15 protein-coding genes are annotated in these 15,018 nt (G+C 69.3%); 9 read left to right on the top strand and 6 right to left on the bottom strand.

Annotation, left to right across the window (positions count from 1 at the left end; all coding sequences use genetic code 11):
- Positions 1-64 precede the first annotated feature (64 nt).
- The 3 genes from ASF87_RS09470 to ASF87_RS09480 form a co-directional block, all read right to left on the bottom strand.
- Entirely contained in the window at positions 65-1,669 is a 1,605-nt protein-coding gene (locus ASF87_RS09470; RefSeq protein ID WP_042537139.1) for an SPFH domain-containing protein, read from the bottom strand.
- A gap of 238 nt (positions 1,670-1,907) precedes the next feature.
- Positions 1,908-2,336, bottom strand: coding sequence for a MarR family winged helix-turn-helix transcriptional regulator (locus ASF87_RS09475; protein WP_042537141.1), 429 nt, complete (start codon positions 2,334-2,336; stop codon positions 1,908-1,910).
- A 221-nt stretch (positions 2,337-2,557) separates the two neighbouring features.
- The gene (locus ASF87_RS09480; protein WP_056375635.1) at positions 2,558-4,249 is read right to left on the bottom strand and encodes an ABC-F family ATP-binding cassette domain-containing protein; all 1,692 of its coding nucleotides are present in this window, start codon (positions 4,247-4,249) and stop codon (positions 2,558-2,560) included.
- 496 nt (positions 4,250-4,745) lie between these two features.
- On the opposite strand from ASF87_RS09480, the gene ASF87_RS09485 reads away from it, so the two are divergent.
- From ASF87_RS09485 to ASF87_RS09510, 6 genes are all read left to right on the top strand, one after another.
- Entirely contained in the window at positions 4,746-5,366 is a 621-nt protein-coding gene (locus ASF87_RS09485; RefSeq protein WP_056375636.1) for a VanZ family protein, read from the top strand.
- Positions 5,367-5,531: 165 nt separating this feature from the next.
- Positions 5,532-6,263: an ABC transporter ATP-binding protein gene (locus ASF87_RS09490; RefSeq protein ID WP_056375637.1), complete on the top strand. Its 732-nt coding sequence runs from the start codon at positions 5,532-5,534 to the stop codon at positions 6,261-6,263.
- Positions 6,263-7,087: a hypothetical protein gene (locus tag ASF87_RS09495; RefSeq protein ID WP_056375638.1), complete on the top strand. Its 825-nt coding sequence runs from the start codon at positions 6,263-6,265 to the stop codon at positions 7,085-7,087. The genes ASF87_RS09490 and ASF87_RS09495 overlap by 1 nt, the downstream gene beginning before the upstream one ends.
- A gap of 41 nt (positions 7,088-7,128) precedes the next feature.
- Entirely contained in the window at positions 7,129-8,355 is a 1,227-nt protein-coding gene (locus tag ASF87_RS09500; RefSeq protein WP_056375639.1) for a serine hydrolase domain-containing protein, read from the top strand.
- A gap of 68 nt (positions 8,356-8,423) precedes the next feature.
- Positions 8,424-9,659, top strand: coding sequence for a sensor histidine kinase (locus ASF87_RS09505; RefSeq protein WP_162238679.1), 1,236 nt, complete (start codon positions 8,424-8,426; stop codon positions 9,657-9,659).
- Positions 9,656-10,315: a response regulator gene (locus ASF87_RS09510; protein WP_056375641.1), complete on the top strand. Its 660-nt coding sequence runs from the start codon at positions 9,656-9,658 to the stop codon at positions 10,313-10,315. The genes ASF87_RS09505 and ASF87_RS09510 overlap by 4 nt, the downstream gene beginning before the upstream one ends.
- Before the next feature lie 70 nt (positions 10,316-10,385).
- On the opposite strand, the gene ASF87_RS09515 is transcribed toward ASF87_RS09510, so the two are convergent.
- On the bottom strand, positions 10,386-10,826 hold the full coding sequence (locus ASF87_RS09515) for a GNAT family N-acetyltransferase (protein ID WP_162238680.1): 441 nt from the start codon (positions 10,824-10,826) through the stop codon (positions 10,386-10,388).
- A 31-nt stretch (positions 10,827-10,857) separates the two neighbouring features.
- Here ASF87_RS09515 and ASF87_RS18125 point away from each other — a divergent pair, with 31 nt between their 5' ends.
- Entirely contained in the window at positions 10,858-10,980 is a 123-nt protein-coding gene (locus ASF87_RS18125; protein WP_268776058.1) for a hypothetical protein, read from the top strand.
- A 39-nt stretch (positions 10,981-11,019) separates the two neighbouring features.
- On the opposite strand, the gene ASF87_RS09520 is transcribed toward ASF87_RS18125, so the two are convergent.
- On the bottom strand, positions 11,020-11,697 hold the full coding sequence (locus tag ASF87_RS09520) for a response regulator transcription factor (RefSeq protein ID WP_200933718.1): 678 nt from the start codon (positions 11,695-11,697) through the stop codon (positions 11,020-11,022).
- Complete coding sequence (locus ASF87_RS09525; protein ID WP_082508821.1) at positions 11,672-12,964, bottom strand: ATP-binding protein; 1,293 nt, start codon at positions 12,962-12,964, stop codon at positions 11,672-11,674. Before ASF87_RS09525 ends, ASF87_RS09520 begins: the two co-directional genes overlap by 26 nt.
- A gap of 114 nt (positions 12,965-13,078) precedes the next feature.
- Between ASF87_RS09525 and ASF87_RS09530 the strand changes: the two genes are divergently transcribed.
- Both ASF87_RS09530 and ASF87_RS09535 read left to right on the top strand, forming a co-directional pair.
- On the top strand, positions 13,079-14,623 hold the full coding sequence (locus ASF87_RS09530) for a PspC domain-containing protein (protein ID WP_056375644.1): 1,545 nt from the start codon (positions 13,079-13,081) through the stop codon (positions 14,621-14,623).
- Positions 14,620-14,985, top strand: coding sequence for a hypothetical protein (locus ASF87_RS09535; RefSeq protein ID WP_200933719.1), 366 nt, complete (start codon positions 14,620-14,622; stop codon positions 14,983-14,985). Before ASF87_RS09530 ends, ASF87_RS09535 begins: the two co-directional genes overlap by 4 nt.
- Positions 14,986-15,018 lie beyond the last annotated feature (33 nt).

Genomic DNA, 15,018 nt, shown 5'->3' on the forward strand with positions numbered 1-15,018 from the left:
CTCCCTGAGACGACGGATGCCGCGACCGATCCGGCCGCGGCATCCGCTGTGTGCTGTGTGCTGACTACTCCGCTGCCGGAGCCGGCGGTGCGGGCGGCGGCGGGGTGGTCGGGGTCGACGTGCGCGTCGCCGGAGCAGACGGCGCGGATGCCGCAGCCACTCCCTCGCCGATTCCGCGGCCGACCGCCTGACCCTGGATGATCGACGCGAGGTCTAGTCCGGTCGCCGAGCTGACGCTGTCGAACACCGACTTCAGCGCCTTCGCGCTGTCGGCGCCGACGAGGTTCGACGCGCCGTCCTCGCCCGAGCTGCCGATGATCGACACGTTGCCGATCGCGGCGTAGCCCTTCGAGAACTCCGCCATGATCGACGGCAGCACGTCGAGCACGCGCTGCGACAGGAACGCGTCCTGGTTCGACGCGATGGCCTTCGCCTCGGCCTCGACGGCGGCGGCTCGCGCCTCACCCTCGGCGCGGATGGCGTCTGCCTCGGCGTTCGCACGCAGGCGGCGGGCCTCGGACTCGGCCTCGGCCTGCGCCCGAAGGGCGTCTGCCTCACCGGTCGCACGCGCGATCGCGGCTGCGGCCTCACCGTCGGCCTTGGCCTTGTCTGCCTGTGCCTGCTGCTCGGCGATGCGGGTGCGGGCCTCGGCCTGCTTGACCTGCTCGATCGCGCCGGCCTCGGCTGCACGCTCACGCGTGTAGAGCTCGGCCTGTGCGCGGGTCTCGGCCTCGTATCGCTGAGCGTCGGCGACGCGCTTGACGTCGGCGTCGAGCTGAGCCTGACGGTTCTCGGCCTGCTGCTGCAGAACGGCCTGCTGAGCCTGCTCGCGGGCGAGGTTCTCGGCCTGCTCGGCCTCGGCGCGCGCACGGCCGATGCCGGCGTTGGCGTTGGCGGTGTTCGTGTCGAGGGCGGTCTGCTCGACCAGGTTGGCTTCCTGGTTGGCGATGTTCTTCTGGTTGATCGCACGGTCGGCGTTGGTCTGCGAGATCTCCGCCGACTGACGCTTCGCCTGGATCTCGGGAGCACCGAGCGACTGGATGTAGCCGACCTTGTCGGTGATGCCCTTGATCTGGAACGAGTCCAGGATCAGACCCTGCTCGGCGAGCTCCTGCGAGACGTCGGCGGCGATCTGGTCGGAGAACTTCTTGCGCTCGCGCATGAGCTCGACGACCGAGAGGGTCGCGACGATGCCACGGAGCGCACCTTCGAGCTGCTCGGTGGTGAACTGCTCGATGGCCTTGTCCTGCGAGGCGAAGCGCTCGGCGGCGCGGCGCACGAGGATGGGGTCGGAGCCGATCTTCACGATCGCGACGCCGTCGACGTTTAGCGTGACGCTGTCGAGCGACTGGGCCTCGGCGTTGAGCGAGACCTGACGCGAGCGCAGCGAGATGATCTCGTGGCGCTGCGTGATGGGGTTCACCAGCGACTTGCCGTTCACGATGACCGTGACGGGCGACTCCGACATCTCGTCTCTGGTCGAGCCGTCTGCGCCGATGACAGCGCGCGCCACCTTCTGTTTGCGTCCCGAGATGACGAGCGCCTCATCGGCGCGCGCCACCTTGATCCAGCTGCGTGCGAACAGCAGCAGGATGAGCAGGACGACGATAGCGATGGCTATGCCGATGCCGACGATGATGAGGATGCCTACGACTCCGGCGATCTCCATGGATGACCTCCCTGGTTCCCCCCGAGGGGGCGGTCTCGGATGCCGGCGCGGCCGCGCGGGCGTTCACGCTCCACCCTGCCAGAGATCGGGGGATGCCGTCGAAGGAGTCGACGTCGGGATGCGCCTCGGGAGGAGAAATGCGCTTGGTGAGGAGGTCTCAACTCGAGATCTCCTCCCGTGGGGCAGATCTCCTCCCGTGGGGCAGGCTTCTGTCGTCAGGCCGAGGCCTGCGCGCCGCTCAGTGGCCGCGGAGCTTCTCCGCCAGGTCGCGCAGCGTCCTCAGCTCGGCGTCGTCGAGTCGCGACATCCGCTCGGCGATCGAACGGCCATGCACCGTGGCGACGCTGCGGAACTCTCGGACACCGGCATCCGTGGCCCTGATCAGCGCGCCGCGCCCGTCATCGGGGTCGGGGCACTTCGCGACGAGTCCGCGGGCGACCATGCGGTCGACGAGACGAGAGACGCTCGGCTGGCTGATCAGCATGTTCGCGGTGACATCGCGGAGGCGAGCTGACATGCCGGGGGAGCGGGTCACGGTGAGTAGGACGTCGTACTCGGCCTGCCCGAGATCGGTGTGATCGAAGTCGGTGTTCATCTCGGTGAACAGCTCGTGCTGTGCGCGGAACAGGCTCTCCCAGGCCTCGAGGGCGAGCTTGCGATCGGTCATGGAGAACAGCGTACTGGCAACAGTAAAGGGCCGGTCGGAGAGGCTCCCGACCGGCCCTTGTCCCTTGCACCAAGAGTGTCCTGCAATCACATGCGGTGTATGCCACAGCAAACATTCACCGTGCGATCACTCTATAACGGCGAGATAACGAATGCAACGGTTTGGTCACGGAATCTTCGGCACACTCCCGAAGTGTCCGATCTCACGAAGCCGTGGGGGCCTCACGAAAGTGGCGGAGTCTCGAGACGCCCGTCGGATCGCGGGGGCGCCTCACTTTCCGTCGTCGAGTTCAGATGCAGCTGTGGCCAGTCGGCGACGTCGCGCAGGAGTTGGCGATCGTGGCTGGAAAGAACCACGGCGGCTTGTGTGGCACCAAGCGCATCGGTGAGTTCGTCGACGAGAGCAATGGAAAGGTGGTTGGTCGGCTCGTCGAGCAGAAGCACGTGAGGCTTGGCCGCGAGCACCAGTGCCAGGTCGAGCCGGCGTTGCTGTCCCATCGACAGCTCACCGATGCGCTTGCTCGATTGCCGAGCTCGCAGGAGGCCGAGCTGCGACAGCCCGACCGCTTCCGATGCCGGGAGGATTTCGGCAGATACCAGTGCGTCAACATGCGCGGCGTAGACCTCGCTCGCCCGGCGGTCCAGCGGAAGATTCGTCTCCTGACGAAGGAACCCGAGACGAGCGTTCTGCGGCATCCGCACCGCACCGGCGTCCGGGTATAGCTCGCCCGCGACCACTCCCAGCAGGGTCGACTTGCCCGCACCGTTCGGGCCCGTCACCACCAGGCGACCGCGATGCGACAGCGCAAACGACACGGAGGTCGCCAAGCGCCCGGCCACGCTCACCTGTTCGACGCTCAGTAGTACTGCGCCAGACCTCGTGGGCAGGTCCGGGAACCGAAACTGCAGTGGTGGCTCGGGCACCGTCACCGCGTGTGCTTCGAGCTGTTCCTGACGTCGATGCACGCTCTGGACCAGCCCGCCGGCACGGGTCGCACGGCCGTGCTTGTTAGTCCCCTTCTCAGGACGCCACCCGGAGACGAGCCGATTCTGTGCAGAGCTGAGGCTGTCCTGCAGGCGGGCATGCTCAGCTTGTTGCCGGTCGTACTCCTGTTCCCAGCGTTCCCGCTCGGCGTGCCGGCCCTCGCGATACCCGGCGTACCCGCTGCCGTACACCCGCACGCGATCATCCGGCGTCGGGTCAAGGTCGACGATGGTGTCGGCGACGTCCGAGAGCAGTGCCCGATCGTGCGTCACGACGACGACCCCGCCTGCACGGGAGCGGAGCTGCGCGCTCAGGAACTCGAGCCCGGACCGATCGAGGTGGTTCGTCGGCTCGTCGAGCAGCAGGAAATCATCGTCAGCACCGAGCAAGCACGCCAGACGCACTCGATACCGCTGTCCCACGGAGAGGTCACCGAGCGGCCGGTCCGGGTCGGTCTCCGCGTCGAGCGCTTCGAGTGCGATCTGCACCCGCCGTTCGGCATTCCACGCATCAAGTAATTCAGCGTGCTCCAGCGCGGCAGCGTAACGCTCATCCGCACCGACGTCCCCGGCCGACATGGCGCGGGCCGCTTCGTCGAGGGACGCCATAGCGGCGAGCGGTTCGGCGATCGCGTCGGCGACGGCCTGGCCCACGGTTCGCTCGTCGTCCGCGGACATCTCCTGTTCCGCGACGCCCAGAGTTCCCGTGCGCTGCACGGTTCCGGAATCAGGGAGCAGTGTGCCGTCGAGGACGTGTAGCAGGGTCGACTTCCCGCGGCCGTTCTCGCCGACGATCGCTATCCGCGACGCAGGAGTAACGGTGAGGTCGACGTGGTTCAGGACGCTGGTCGCTCCGCGCATCACTGAGACGTCGGAGGCGATGAGTTGGGCGCGCTGGCGCGCCGGTAGATGTTTGGTCAGGGTGAGCATTCGAATCCTTCGAGACGACGCACCGAGCACTCCAGATGAAGCGCAAAGGTACGCAGATGACGGCGACCCACGAGGGTCAGAAACGAGCGGCCGCCACAAGCTCGGAGAAACTCAACGAGCGCGGCGGGCCTTACTCAGCCTTCAAAGGAAAAACAAATGCACGTACCGATCGTACGGTGCCGACCTTCCCTGCCGCAAACGATCGTTTCTGGTTTCACCCCTGCCGTAACCTGTCGTGCCGAAACGGTCCGCCCCATCTTTTAGGCAGGGTGAGAACGCGAATACCGACAAGTTTCGTGAGACAACCGGCAGGTTCGGCAGCGCGTCACTCACCCGTCTTTCCGGGGATGTTCTGTCTCACCAACCGATAACTCTCATGAGATCGGAGACGAAGCTTCGCGCTGGTCGAGCTCGGTGAGCCTCGCGGCAGATCCGGTCCTCTGTACGATCGGGGCGGTGCTCTCGCACCGTCTCCCACAGTCTCCGGAAGCAGTGAATGAAGTTCGTCGAAGTCCCCATGCTCCCGATCGTGATCCCCTTCGGAGTCGTGATCTTCCTCGTGCTGATCTGGGTGCTCCGCTCCCGTGGGGCCGTGACGCTTCCCCGGGCGAGTGTCGCTGCGGTCCTCGCGATCTATGCGGGTGGGGTCCTCGCCAACACGGTCTTCCCGATCTTCCTCCGTGTCGGGACAGGGTTCTATGACGGGCCGCGCCCGTTGCCGCTCTACCTCGTGCCGTTCGTCGACTACGGGCTCGAGGACGCGCTCATCAACGTCGCGGTGTTCGTCCCGCTCGGTGTGCTCGTCCCCCTGCTCACCGCCCGGCCGCGCTGGTGGAAGGTGGTGGCGATCGTCGCCGGTGCGAGCCTCGCCATCGAGCTGACGCAGATGGCCACTGCCCGGCTCGCTCTCGGCGGACACCTCGCGGACATCAACGACTGGATGACGAACATCCTGGGCGGGATCATCGGCTACGGCCTGTTCGTCCTCGCGACGCGCTCGAAGGCCGTCGCGGGATTCGTCGAGCGATTCCGGTGGCCGGCGCGCGAGCGTCCCCACAGCCAGCCAGCCGGGATCCCGAAGCCGGGCCACGGGCGTGTCAACCAGAGCGAGGCCTGATGCGTCGCTGACGTAGGGGGAGGTCAGGAGCGGGGCGACGGCCCTCGCGAGGCCTCCGCTGTTCCGTTCCCGGGATCCGGATCCGACCACGACTGTCCTTTCGGACAGGGCGATCCCGTGCGGCCGGCGGGGGTGCTCGAGAGCCGCGCTGGCGAGGCTGGAGACATGAACATCTCCACATCTCCGCCGCTCCAGGCGCGCGGACTGCACAAGTCCTTCCATGGACGCTCTCGCGTCGACGGAGTCGGTTTCACGATCGCGTCAGGGAGAGTCGTCGGCCTGCTCGGGCCCAACGGCGCCGGCAAGACCACCACGATCCGCCTGCTGCTCGGACTCATCGCGGCGGACCAGGGCGAGGCGCTGGTCTTCGGGCGCCCCTACCGCGACCTCGAGCGGCCCGCCACGATGGTCGGCGCCGTTCTCGACGCCGGAGGCCTGCACCCCGCCCTCACCGGACGTGAGCACCTGCGCATCGCCGCGGCCCGCGCCGACGTCGCCCCCCAGCGCGTCGATGTGGTCCTCGCCGAGGTGGGCATGACCGCCGACGCCGACCGCAGGTCCGGCGGATATTCGCTCGGCATGAAGCAGCGCATCGCGGTCGCGGCAGCGCTTCTCGGAGAGCCGAAGCTGCTCGTGCTCGACGAGCCCTCCAACGGCCTCGACCCCGCCGGCATGCGCTGGCTGCGTGATCGCCTGCGGGCCTTCGCAGATGCCGCAGGGACGGTGCTGCTCTCCTCTCACCTGCTCTCCGATGTGCAGGACATCGCGGACGACATCGTCGTGATCGCCGAGGGGCGGGTCGTCGCCGACGTGACGCTGGCGGATGCCGTCGCCACAGCGAGTGGAGACCTCGAGGGCTACTACCTCCAGGTCACCGGAATCGCGGGGGTGCGCTGATGTTCCGTGCAGAGCTCCTCGGACTGACCACGACCACAGCGACGAAGGTGAGCGCGCTCGTCGCCGTGATCGGACTCATCCTGACGCAGCTGATGTTCGTGACCGTGCTCCCGGCGCTGGCCCGCGGCGACATCGGTCCCGGCGCAGAGGCGCTCGGTGCCGACCTCCCCGTGCTCGACCTGACATCTCCGGCGGCGCAGCTCGACGCGATCAACCCGCTCGGCGCGTCGATGGGAGGCGGGTCGATCGGCATCGCGCTCCTCGCCATCGTCCTGCTCGGCACCCTCGCCGGCACCAGTGACGACCGGTACGGCGGCATGGTCGGCGCAGCCCTCGCGTCTCCCCGTCGTGGTCGCATCGTCGCGGGCAAGGCCATGGCCGTCGCAGTCGTCGGTGTCGTCATCGGCGCCCTCATGGCGGTTGTCAGTCTCACCGCCCTGCTCGTCGCGCTCGCGACGACCGCAACGCCTTTCACCGCGGGCATCGGTGACGTCGTCGCCACCCTGGGGCGGGGTGTCGTCGCAGTCGCGGGCCTCGCACTGATCGGCCTCGCGGTCGGCATCCTCCTGCGGACGCAGCTCGCCGGCATCCTCACCATGCTCGCGGTGCTCTTCGCCGAACCGCTCGTCACCGCGATGACCTCGCTGATCGGCGGCGGCTCCGCGCCCGTCTGGACGCAGTTCCTGCCTGTCGCGCTCGCGCAGAACGTCATTCACGGCGGGTCGGCCGGGGTGCCTGTCGGAGTGGCGCTGGCGGCCCTCGCCGCCCTCTCCGCGGCGGCGCTCGCCGCGGCATCCGTCGCTCTGTCCCGGCGCGACCTCTGATGCCCGACCCATCCGACGCGACCCACGGGAAAGGACACATCATGAACGACATCCCCACACCCCAGAACCGGCCCGCCCCCAGACGCAGGATGCGGACGGTGATCGCGATCGCGGCCGCCGCCGTGCTCGTCGCGGGAGCGATCACAGCGGGCGCACTCTTCCGGGCGTCCGATCGACCGGCCTCATCCGCGGACGCGGAGACCACCAGCGCGGTCGAGACGAGATTACAGTCGCTCGTCGACGCCGGCTACCCGGCGGCCCTCGCATCGGTGACCTCGCCGGATGGTGAGGTCGAGAACGCGGTCGCCGGCGAGGGCGACATCGAGACCGGCCAGGCGCCTCCACCCGACGCAGAAGTGCGGATCGCCAGCAATACCAAGATGTTCGTCGCGACAATCGTGCTTCAGCTGGTCGACGAGGGCCTCGTCGACCTGGACGCTCCGATCGACACGTATCTTCCCGGGCTGATCAGGGGAGCGGGGATCGACGGCGCCGGCATCACAGTGCATCAGCTGCTGCAGCAGACGAGCGGTCTGCCGGAATACGCCGACCAGATCGCGGCCGATGCCTTCGGCGCGCGGGAGAAGTACATCTCTCCGCGGGACATGCTCGACATCGCCCTGACTCGCCCTGCGAGCTTCGCGCCGGGGGAGAGATGGGAGTACAGCAACACGAACTACCTGGTGCTCGGGCTGCTCATCGAGGCGGTGACCGACCGCGCGATCGCCCAGCAGATCGATGAGCGCATCGTGACGCCGCTGGGACTCGAGCACACGTACTTCCCCGCCCCCGGTGAGCTCCCGCTCCGCGGGGAGCACCCCACCGGTTACCACGCCGACGTTCCGGGAGAGCTGCGTGACATCTCTGCCATGGACACGTCATTCGCCTGGTCGGCCGGAGCCATGGTGTCCACCCCGGCAGAGCTCAACACCTTCATGCGCGCTCTGCTGAACGGCGAGCTGCTGAGCGGTGCCGGGCTCGAGACGATGAAGACCACCGTGCCGGCGGGCGATGAGCTCTGGCCCGAGGCGGAGTACGGACTCGGTCTGCAGCGGTACCCGCTCAGCTGCGGAGGATTCGCCTGGGGGCACGGGGGTGACATCCCCGGCACCCAGACGCGCAACGCCGTCGCACCCGACGGCACCGCCGTCACGATCGCAGTGACCGCGCTTCCCTGGGCGGTGGTCTCCCCGGATGACGAAGAGGTGCTGCTCGAGCAGTATCGGATCGTCGTCGAGGCGCTCGATGAGACACTGTGCGATCAATGATCACACCTCGATCGATCCCGGGTCCTGCCTCCCGACGGGGGTGGGGCCCGGCGTGGTTGACTGAGTCCATGTCCCCTGCGGAGCCGCCCTCCCGGCGCGCCGAACGCGTGCGCCGCGCGATCCCGCCGATTCTCGTGCTCGCTGCGGCGGTCGGCTACATCGGAGCCGACCTGTGGATCGACGAGCTCCCCGCAGCGGTGCCGGGCGATGTGTCGCCGTTCGCCCACGCCGCTCTGGTCGCCCTGCAGGCCGTCCTGCTCGTCTTCCGCCAGCGCGCACCGATCCTCGTCTTCGCCGGCGCCGTGCTCCTCGACGCCGTGATCCTGGCGACCTCGGCGGGGGAGCTGGGGGTCGGCTCGCTGGGCGTGATCCTCGCCGCCTATGCGATGGCTCGGCGCAGCCCGCGCAACCCGGCGCTGACGGCGCTCGCCCTCGGCGCGCTCGTGACCACCGGCGTCGGCGCGAGTGCGCTGCTCCTGGGGTCACGCGAATCGGCGCTCGTCCTGATCCTCACCGTGATCGCGCGCATCGCCCTGCAGTACGCGGCACCGGCGGCCGTCGCCGAGTACGTGCGCGGGCGCGAGCGTCTCGCGGATGCGCTGCAGGAGCAGGCCAGGATGGCCGAGCACGAGCGGCGCGAGCGCGCCGAGCGCGAGGTGCGTGCCGAGCGCGAGGCCCTCGCGCGGGAACTGCACGACATCGCCGGGCATCACCTCTCGGGCATCATCGTGAGCGCCCAGGCCGCCACCGCTCTCACCCGCAGCGATCTCGACCGGGCGCGGGAGATGATGCAGACGGTCCAGGACGATGCCCGCATCGCGCTCGCCGACCTCCGACGCACGGTCGGGCTCCTGCGCAGCGACGACGACGCACCTTCAGGTGCCCCGAGCCCGGTGCCGACCATCGCCGGCATCCCGGCGCTCGTGGACATCGCGCGGGAACGGGGCCAGCGCATCGCACTCGCCGCCGCCGGGGATGCGCGTCCGGTGGGTGCGCTTGCCGAGACCACCGCGTACCGAATGGTGCAGGAGTCGCTGGCGAACGCCGCCAGACACGCACCCGGCGCGGCGGGCGCCGTGACCGTGCGGTTCGGAGCGGATGCGGTGGAGATCACGGTCGCCAACGAGCGCTCCGCCGAAGTTCGAACACGCGAGACGACCGAGAGGTCGGGCGCCGGCTACGGACTCTCCGGCATGGCGGAGCGGGCCGAACTCATCGGGGCGCACCTGTCAGCAGGGCCCGACGACGACGGCGGATGGACCAATCGCCTGAGCATCCCCTACGACGGACGGAGCACCCCGTGATCCGTGTTCTCATCGCCGACGACCAGGCCGTCGTGCGCGCCGGGCTCTCCGTCATCCTCGGAGCCGAGGCCGACATCGAGGTGATCGGCGAAGCGGTCGACGGCGCCCACGCCGTGAGTCTCGCCCGCAGCCTCCGCCCCGACGTCGTCTGCATGGACATCCGGATGCCGGGAACAGACGGCATCGCAGCCACACGCGAGATCGTCGGAGACGCAGCCCTGGCGACCGACGTGCTCATCCTCACCACCTTCGACGTCGACGCCGACGTCTTCGCCGCTCTCGAGGCCGGCGCCGCCGGGTTCCTCCTCAAGGGCGCCGACGAGCACACGCTGCTCGCCGCGGTCCGCTCGGTGGCCGCCGGCGACGGAACCCTCGACCAACGCCTGACCCGCCGCATCCTGCACGAGTTCGCCGGCCGCCGTCGAGCGAGCAGCGCGCAGGTCCCGGCCGAGGGGCCTCCGCTCACCGAGAGAGAACTGGATGTGCTCCGACTCCTCGCCGAGGGGCTGTCGAATGCCGAGATCGCCGACCGTCTCTTCGTGGAACTGACGACCGTCAAGTACCACCTCGCCGGCATCCTCCAGAAGACCGGAGCCCGCGACCGCCTGCAGGCCGTGCTCTGGGGGATCAGGGCCGGGGTCGTCGAGGCGGGATGACTGCGGCCGCACAGTGGCCCTCAGATGAACGTGCTCAGCGCGTGCCGGTCGCTGTCCTGTCGTCCCGCGTCTATCCGTTCTGCCCATCGTCCCGCGGCGCTGGCTCGATGAGCCTGAACAGCCCGCTCATGTCGCCGGGGCCGAAACCGCGCGAGGTGTAGAGGTCGGTGCCCGCGGCGGTCGAGAACAATCCGACGAAGGCCGTTGCCGGGGAGACCATGGCGATTCGCTCTGTCAGGCGGTCCAGCATGCGCGCCCCCAGGCCGGTCCCCTGAAAGGCCGGGAGGACGGCCAGATCCTGCACGTAGAAGTACTTCACGCCATCTCCGACGACGCGCCCCATGCCTACAGCCGCGCCTCCGGCATACGCGACCACGCCGAACGTCGAGCCGGCCAGGGAATCTGCGATCGTCGCCCAGTCGAACGCGTCGTGCCAGCCCACCGATTCAGCGATCGATCGATGCTCGGCAGCCGTCGCCACCCGGTCGAGGATTGTTGTCGCTTCAGCCATCTCGGTCCGTTCGCGTGTCTGGGGTATGACGATGTCGAACTCCGATCGCCGTGGCCGAGCATCGCCGAGCATTCTGCCACGGCCAGCGCTGCATGACCTCAGCGAGCTCGAGCGTCTGCTCGGAAAGCTCACGGCCGACCCCGGCATACGCTGAGTCGCACGCTGCCCGAGGCATCCCGAGCAACAGCCCCCGCTAGAGCAGTCGACGCTGCGAGGCCCACACCGTGAGTTCGTGGCGCGACGACAGCTGCAGCTTCCTCAGCACCGATGAGACGTGCGTCTCGACCGTCTTGATCGAGATGAACAGCTCTGCGGCCACCTCCTTGTAGGCGTATCCGCGGGCGATCAGCCGCATCACCTCCTGCTCGCGTGCCGACAGTCGATCGAGTTCGTCGGTCGTCGTGGCGATCTCGCCGGCGACCGCGCCGAACGCGTCGAGCACGAACCCGGCGAGCCGCGGCGAGAACACCGCATCCCCGCCGGCGACGGCGTGCACGGCGCGGCTGACCTCCCCGCCCGATGAGCCCTTCGTGATGTAGCCGCGCGCGCCGGCGCGGATCACTCGCACGACGTCGGCTGCGGCATCCGACACGCTCAGCGCCAGGAACCGGGCCGTCGTCGGCAGCGAGCCGCGGATCACCGACTCGCCGCCCGTGGAATCGTCACCGCTGCCACCGGGAAGGTGCACGTCGAGCAGCACCACATCGGGCACGGTCTCGCGGATCATCGCAATGGCGGACGGCACGTCGGCTGCCTCCCCGATCACCTCGACGCTCGCATCGAGATCGGCGCGAAGCCCTGAGCGGAAGATCGAATGGTCGTCGACGATCACGATGCGGATGCTGTCAGCCACGAGCGTCCTCGCTTTCATCCGTGTTCGCCGGCGCGTTCGGCACCTGCGCGTTCGCCGCGCCCCGCGGCACGGTCGACAGTCGCAGATGCACCTCGGTGCCGCTCTCATCGCTGCGCACGGTGCCCGAGCCCCCGGCTCGACGCATCCGACCGATGATCGACTCCCGCACGCCCAGGCGGTCGCCTGGCACGTCGTCCAGTCGGAAGCCCGGACCCCGATCACGCACGAAGACGTCGACGTCGGTCGCATTGCCCTCGATGTAGACCGAGACCTCGCCCGTCGCGTGCCGTGCGGCATTCAGCATCGCCTCTCGCGCCGCCGCGGCGAGTTCCCCGCTCGCACGCTCGGTGGAGAGGCCGGCCGACACCACCTCGATCCGCACCGGGTAGTCGAGTTCCAGGCCCCCGGCATAGTCGCGCAGGTCGGTCGCCAGATCGCTGTCGGCCGGGGCATCGCCGTCGTACAGCCAGGCTCGCAGCTCACGCTCCTGCGCCCGTGCGAGTCGAGCCGCCTCGCTCGATGCGCCCGCCCTGTTCTGGATCAGCGCGAGGGTCTGCAGCACGGAGTCGTGCAGGTGCGCGGCCATCTCACTGCGCTGCTCCTCACGGATGCGCCGCACGCGTTCGCCCGCCAGGTCGCGCCACCGCGGAATCAGGGTCGACAGCAGCACGGCGAGGATGCCGGCGAGCGGGACCAGCACGAGTGCGACACCGGTGCTGCCGACAGGCCGGGTCAGGAGCAGGCCGAACAGCATCGCGAGGAGCGCGATCGAGAGGATCCTGACCAGCATCGTGTGTCGAGGTCCGCGGGCGGTGTCGGTGCGATCGATCAGGGTCGCCCACAGCCCGGCCCCGGTCGCCGCCCCCACGGTGCCGAACACGACCACGGCCGCCGCATCAGGCGGAATCGTTCCCGAGAGCCAGTCGCTGCCGCCGCGCCAGAAGAGCACGATGAGCATGCCGACGCTCGCAGGGGCGAGCAGCATCCAGGCCACGGGCACCCGTCGCGACGGGGTGCCGTCGCCGTCGGCCCAGGGCGTGAACGCCCAGCACCAGGCGTAGAGCAGGATGCCGGCCCCGCCGCACATCGTGAGAGCGATGAAGAGCGCACGGACCATCCACACCCGCACGCCCAGGTGACGGGCGAGACCCGCGCTGACGCCTGCGACCAGGCAGTCGCGGTCGCGTGTCAGGGCCTGACGGGGCTCGTGCTGGGGGTCTTCTCCCGCTCGCGGCGACACGGCGGAGCGAGCGGGTCGCGCAGAAGCGGTCGCGGAAGAGGACATGTCGACATCCAATCACCCGGCGTGCGGATCCGTGGCCTCCCCTGGCGAGAATCAGGGGTCGCTCAGGGGTTCACCCCATGGCAGGGAGCCGACCGGGGGAGACAGGATTGACGCATGACGATTCCGACTGTGCCGCCGCCCCCTGCCGACCAGGCCAGCCCGCCGAAGACGGTCGCTCCGCATGGAGCAGAGCGCTTCCTCCTATGGGTCGCCGGTCTCGGAGTGGTCCGCTCCGACGGATGGCTCGGTGGGGTCGCCGCCGGCATCGCCGCCCGGTTGCGGATCGACCCGCTGATCGTTCGCGGCGTCCTCGTGGTCGCAGCGCTCTTCGGCCTCCCGGTGATCTTCCTCTACGCCCTCGCCTGGGCGCTGCTGCCGGATCTGGACGGCCGGGTCCACGTCCGCGACCTGCTGCGGCGGGACTATGAGCCCGTGCAGCTCGGTCTTCTGGGCATGGCCATCGTCGGGCTGATCCCGACGGCTCCGCTCACCGGACGCCTGTTCGGGTTCGGATACGAGAGCTGGTCGGCGCTGGCGGTCTTCAGCTGGATCGTCGGGCTGGTCATCGTCGGCGGCCTGCTCTTCCTGATCGTGCGTGCTGCAAGCCGCACCCCGGGTGCTTCCGCGCCTGATCTGCCGGTGGCTTCCGCAGATCCGGCGGCCCCGGAGGCATCCGCTCCCCTCGGCGGTTCGGGTACCGCCGAGGGGGCGGATGCCACATCCGCCGCCTCGTCCGAGGTGAACGCCGCACCGGCTGCGTTCATCGACGGCGCACCGCCCGCGCCACCCGCGCCTCTTCCCTCCGGGGTGCAGGACCCGGCCGAGGTCGCCGCGTGGCGGATCCAGCACCGGGCGTGGAAGGAGCAGGACCAGGCGTGGCGCCGGCGACAGCAGGATGCCGAACGCATGGCGCGCGATCAGGTCAGACGCGAGCGTCAGGCGGAGGCAGCGGTGTTCGCCGCCGAGGCCGCGGGGCGCCGCCGCATTCGTCGCGCCTCCCGCCCGCGCGCGGGTTTCGCGATCGTCGCCTCGGTCATCGGCCTCGCCATCGTCGTCGGCGCTCTGGTCGGGCTCGGCACCGGCGACGCCGCAGTCGGCGGTGCCCTCGGCCTGCTGTCGGCCGCACTGGTGCTCGCGATCGGGATGATCGTCGCCGGTGCCCTCCGACGGCGAAGCGGTTTCCTCGCCTTCGCGACCGTGCTGACGCTCGTCGCCGGACTGGTGGCCGGCGGGTTCTCCGCCTTCCAGGGCGTGAGCATCGGCTGGGCATCGATCTCGAACAACGAGGCGGCGCACGTGCGCCAGCCGTTCGGTGACCTCTCCATCTCACTCAACCGGCATGACGACGCTCCGCGGCCGATCGTCGTGGAGAAGGGCGCCGGCAGCACCTGGATCTCCGTCGACCCCGGTGTGCAGCTGCAGCTGCGGGCGACCGTCGGAACCGCCGACGTGAGCTGGACGCGGGTCGAGGCCGGCACCGGCGCGATCATCGACAGCGGCACATGGTCGGCGACGGAACGCGACGGCGAATCGGTCGTGGCCGAGACGATCTCGGCCGAGAACGCGCCGACCACCACCGTGCAGCGTGTGACCATCGAACAGAACAGCGGCGAGATCAACATCACCCTCATCGAGGCTGAGGAAGAGGACGAGCGATGAGCACTCAGACGACCACCGAGGCGGGCACAGCAGCGGTGACCGCTGCATCCGCACCCCACGCCGAAGCGATCACCCCGCCTCGCACACGCTGGGCGGCCATCGTCTGGGGGCTGCTGTTCTCCGCCGTGGCGGCGACCTCGCTCTGGCTGATCGCCGACGATGACCGCCGCTCGGGCGTCGCCGACTGGGCGCTCACCCTCACACCCGTCACGATCAGCACTCTCATGATCCTGACCATCGGTGTGCTCCTGCTCGTCACCGGCGCGACGGCGTTGCTCCGCACGGTGCAACGCCGGACGGTGCAGCGCCGAACGAGCGCCAGCATTCCGCGGCATTCGGTCGACGATCTTCCCATCGAGTAGCTTGAGGGGCGTGGTTCACGAGGCGCCCGGCCC

The organism is Microbacterium sp. Leaf161 (assembly GCF_001423645.1).
GTDB lineage: Bacteria > Actinomycetota > Actinomycetes > Actinomycetales > Microbacteriaceae > Microbacterium > Microbacterium forte.

Coding starts and splice junctions, on each gene's coding strand:
- ASF87_RS09535 (WP_200933719.1), top strand. CDS start 14,620: ATGAGCACTCAGACGACCACCGAGGCGGGCACAGCAGCGGTGACCGCT.
- ASF87_RS09530 (WP_056375644.1), top strand. CDS start 13,079: ATGACGATTCCGACTGTGCCGCCGCCCCCTGCCGACCAGGCCAGCCCG.
- ASF87_RS09520 (WP_200933718.1), bottom strand. CDS start 11,697: ATGAAAGCGAGGACGCTCGTGGCTGACAGCATCCGCATCGTGATCGTC.
- ASF87_RS09515 (WP_162238680.1), bottom strand. CDS start 10,826: ATGGCTGAAGCGACAACAATCCTCGACCGGGTGGCGACGGCTGCCGAG.
- ASF87_RS09490 (WP_056375637.1), top strand. CDS start 5,532: ATGAACATCTCCACATCTCCGCCGCTCCAGGCGCGCGGACTGCACAAG.
- ASF87_RS09500 (WP_056375639.1), top strand. CDS start 7,129: ATGAACGACATCCCCACACCCCAGAACCGGCCCGCCCCCAGACGCAGG.
- ASF87_RS09480 (WP_056375635.1), bottom strand. CDS start 4,249: ATGCTCACCCTGACCAAACATCTACCGGCGCGCCAGCGCGCCCAACTC.
- ASF87_RS09525 (WP_082508821.1), bottom strand. CDS start 12,964: ATGTCCTCTTCCGCGACCGCTTCTGCGCGACCCGCTCGCTCCGCCGTG.
- ASF87_RS09475 (WP_042537141.1), bottom strand. CDS start 2,336: ATGACCGATCGCAAGCTCGCCCTCGAGGCCTGGGAGAGCCTGTTCCGC.
- ASF87_RS09505 (WP_162238679.1), top strand. CDS start 8,424: ATGTCCCCTGCGGAGCCGCCCTCCCGGCGCGCCGAACGCGTGCGCCGC.
- ASF87_RS18125 (WP_268776058.1), top strand. CDS start 10,858: ATGTCGAACTCCGATCGCCGTGGCCGAGCATCGCCGAGCATTCTGCCA.
- ASF87_RS09495 (WP_056375638.1), top strand. CDS start 6,263: ATGTTCCGTGCAGAGCTCCTCGGACTGACCACGACCACAGCGACGAAG.
- ASF87_RS09485 (WP_056375636.1), top strand. CDS start 4,746: ATGAAGTTCGTCGAAGTCCCCATGCTCCCGATCGTGATCCCCTTCGGA.
- ASF87_RS09470 (WP_042537139.1), bottom strand. CDS start 1,669: ATGGAGATCGCCGGAGTCGTAGGCATCCTCATCATCGTCGGCATCGGC.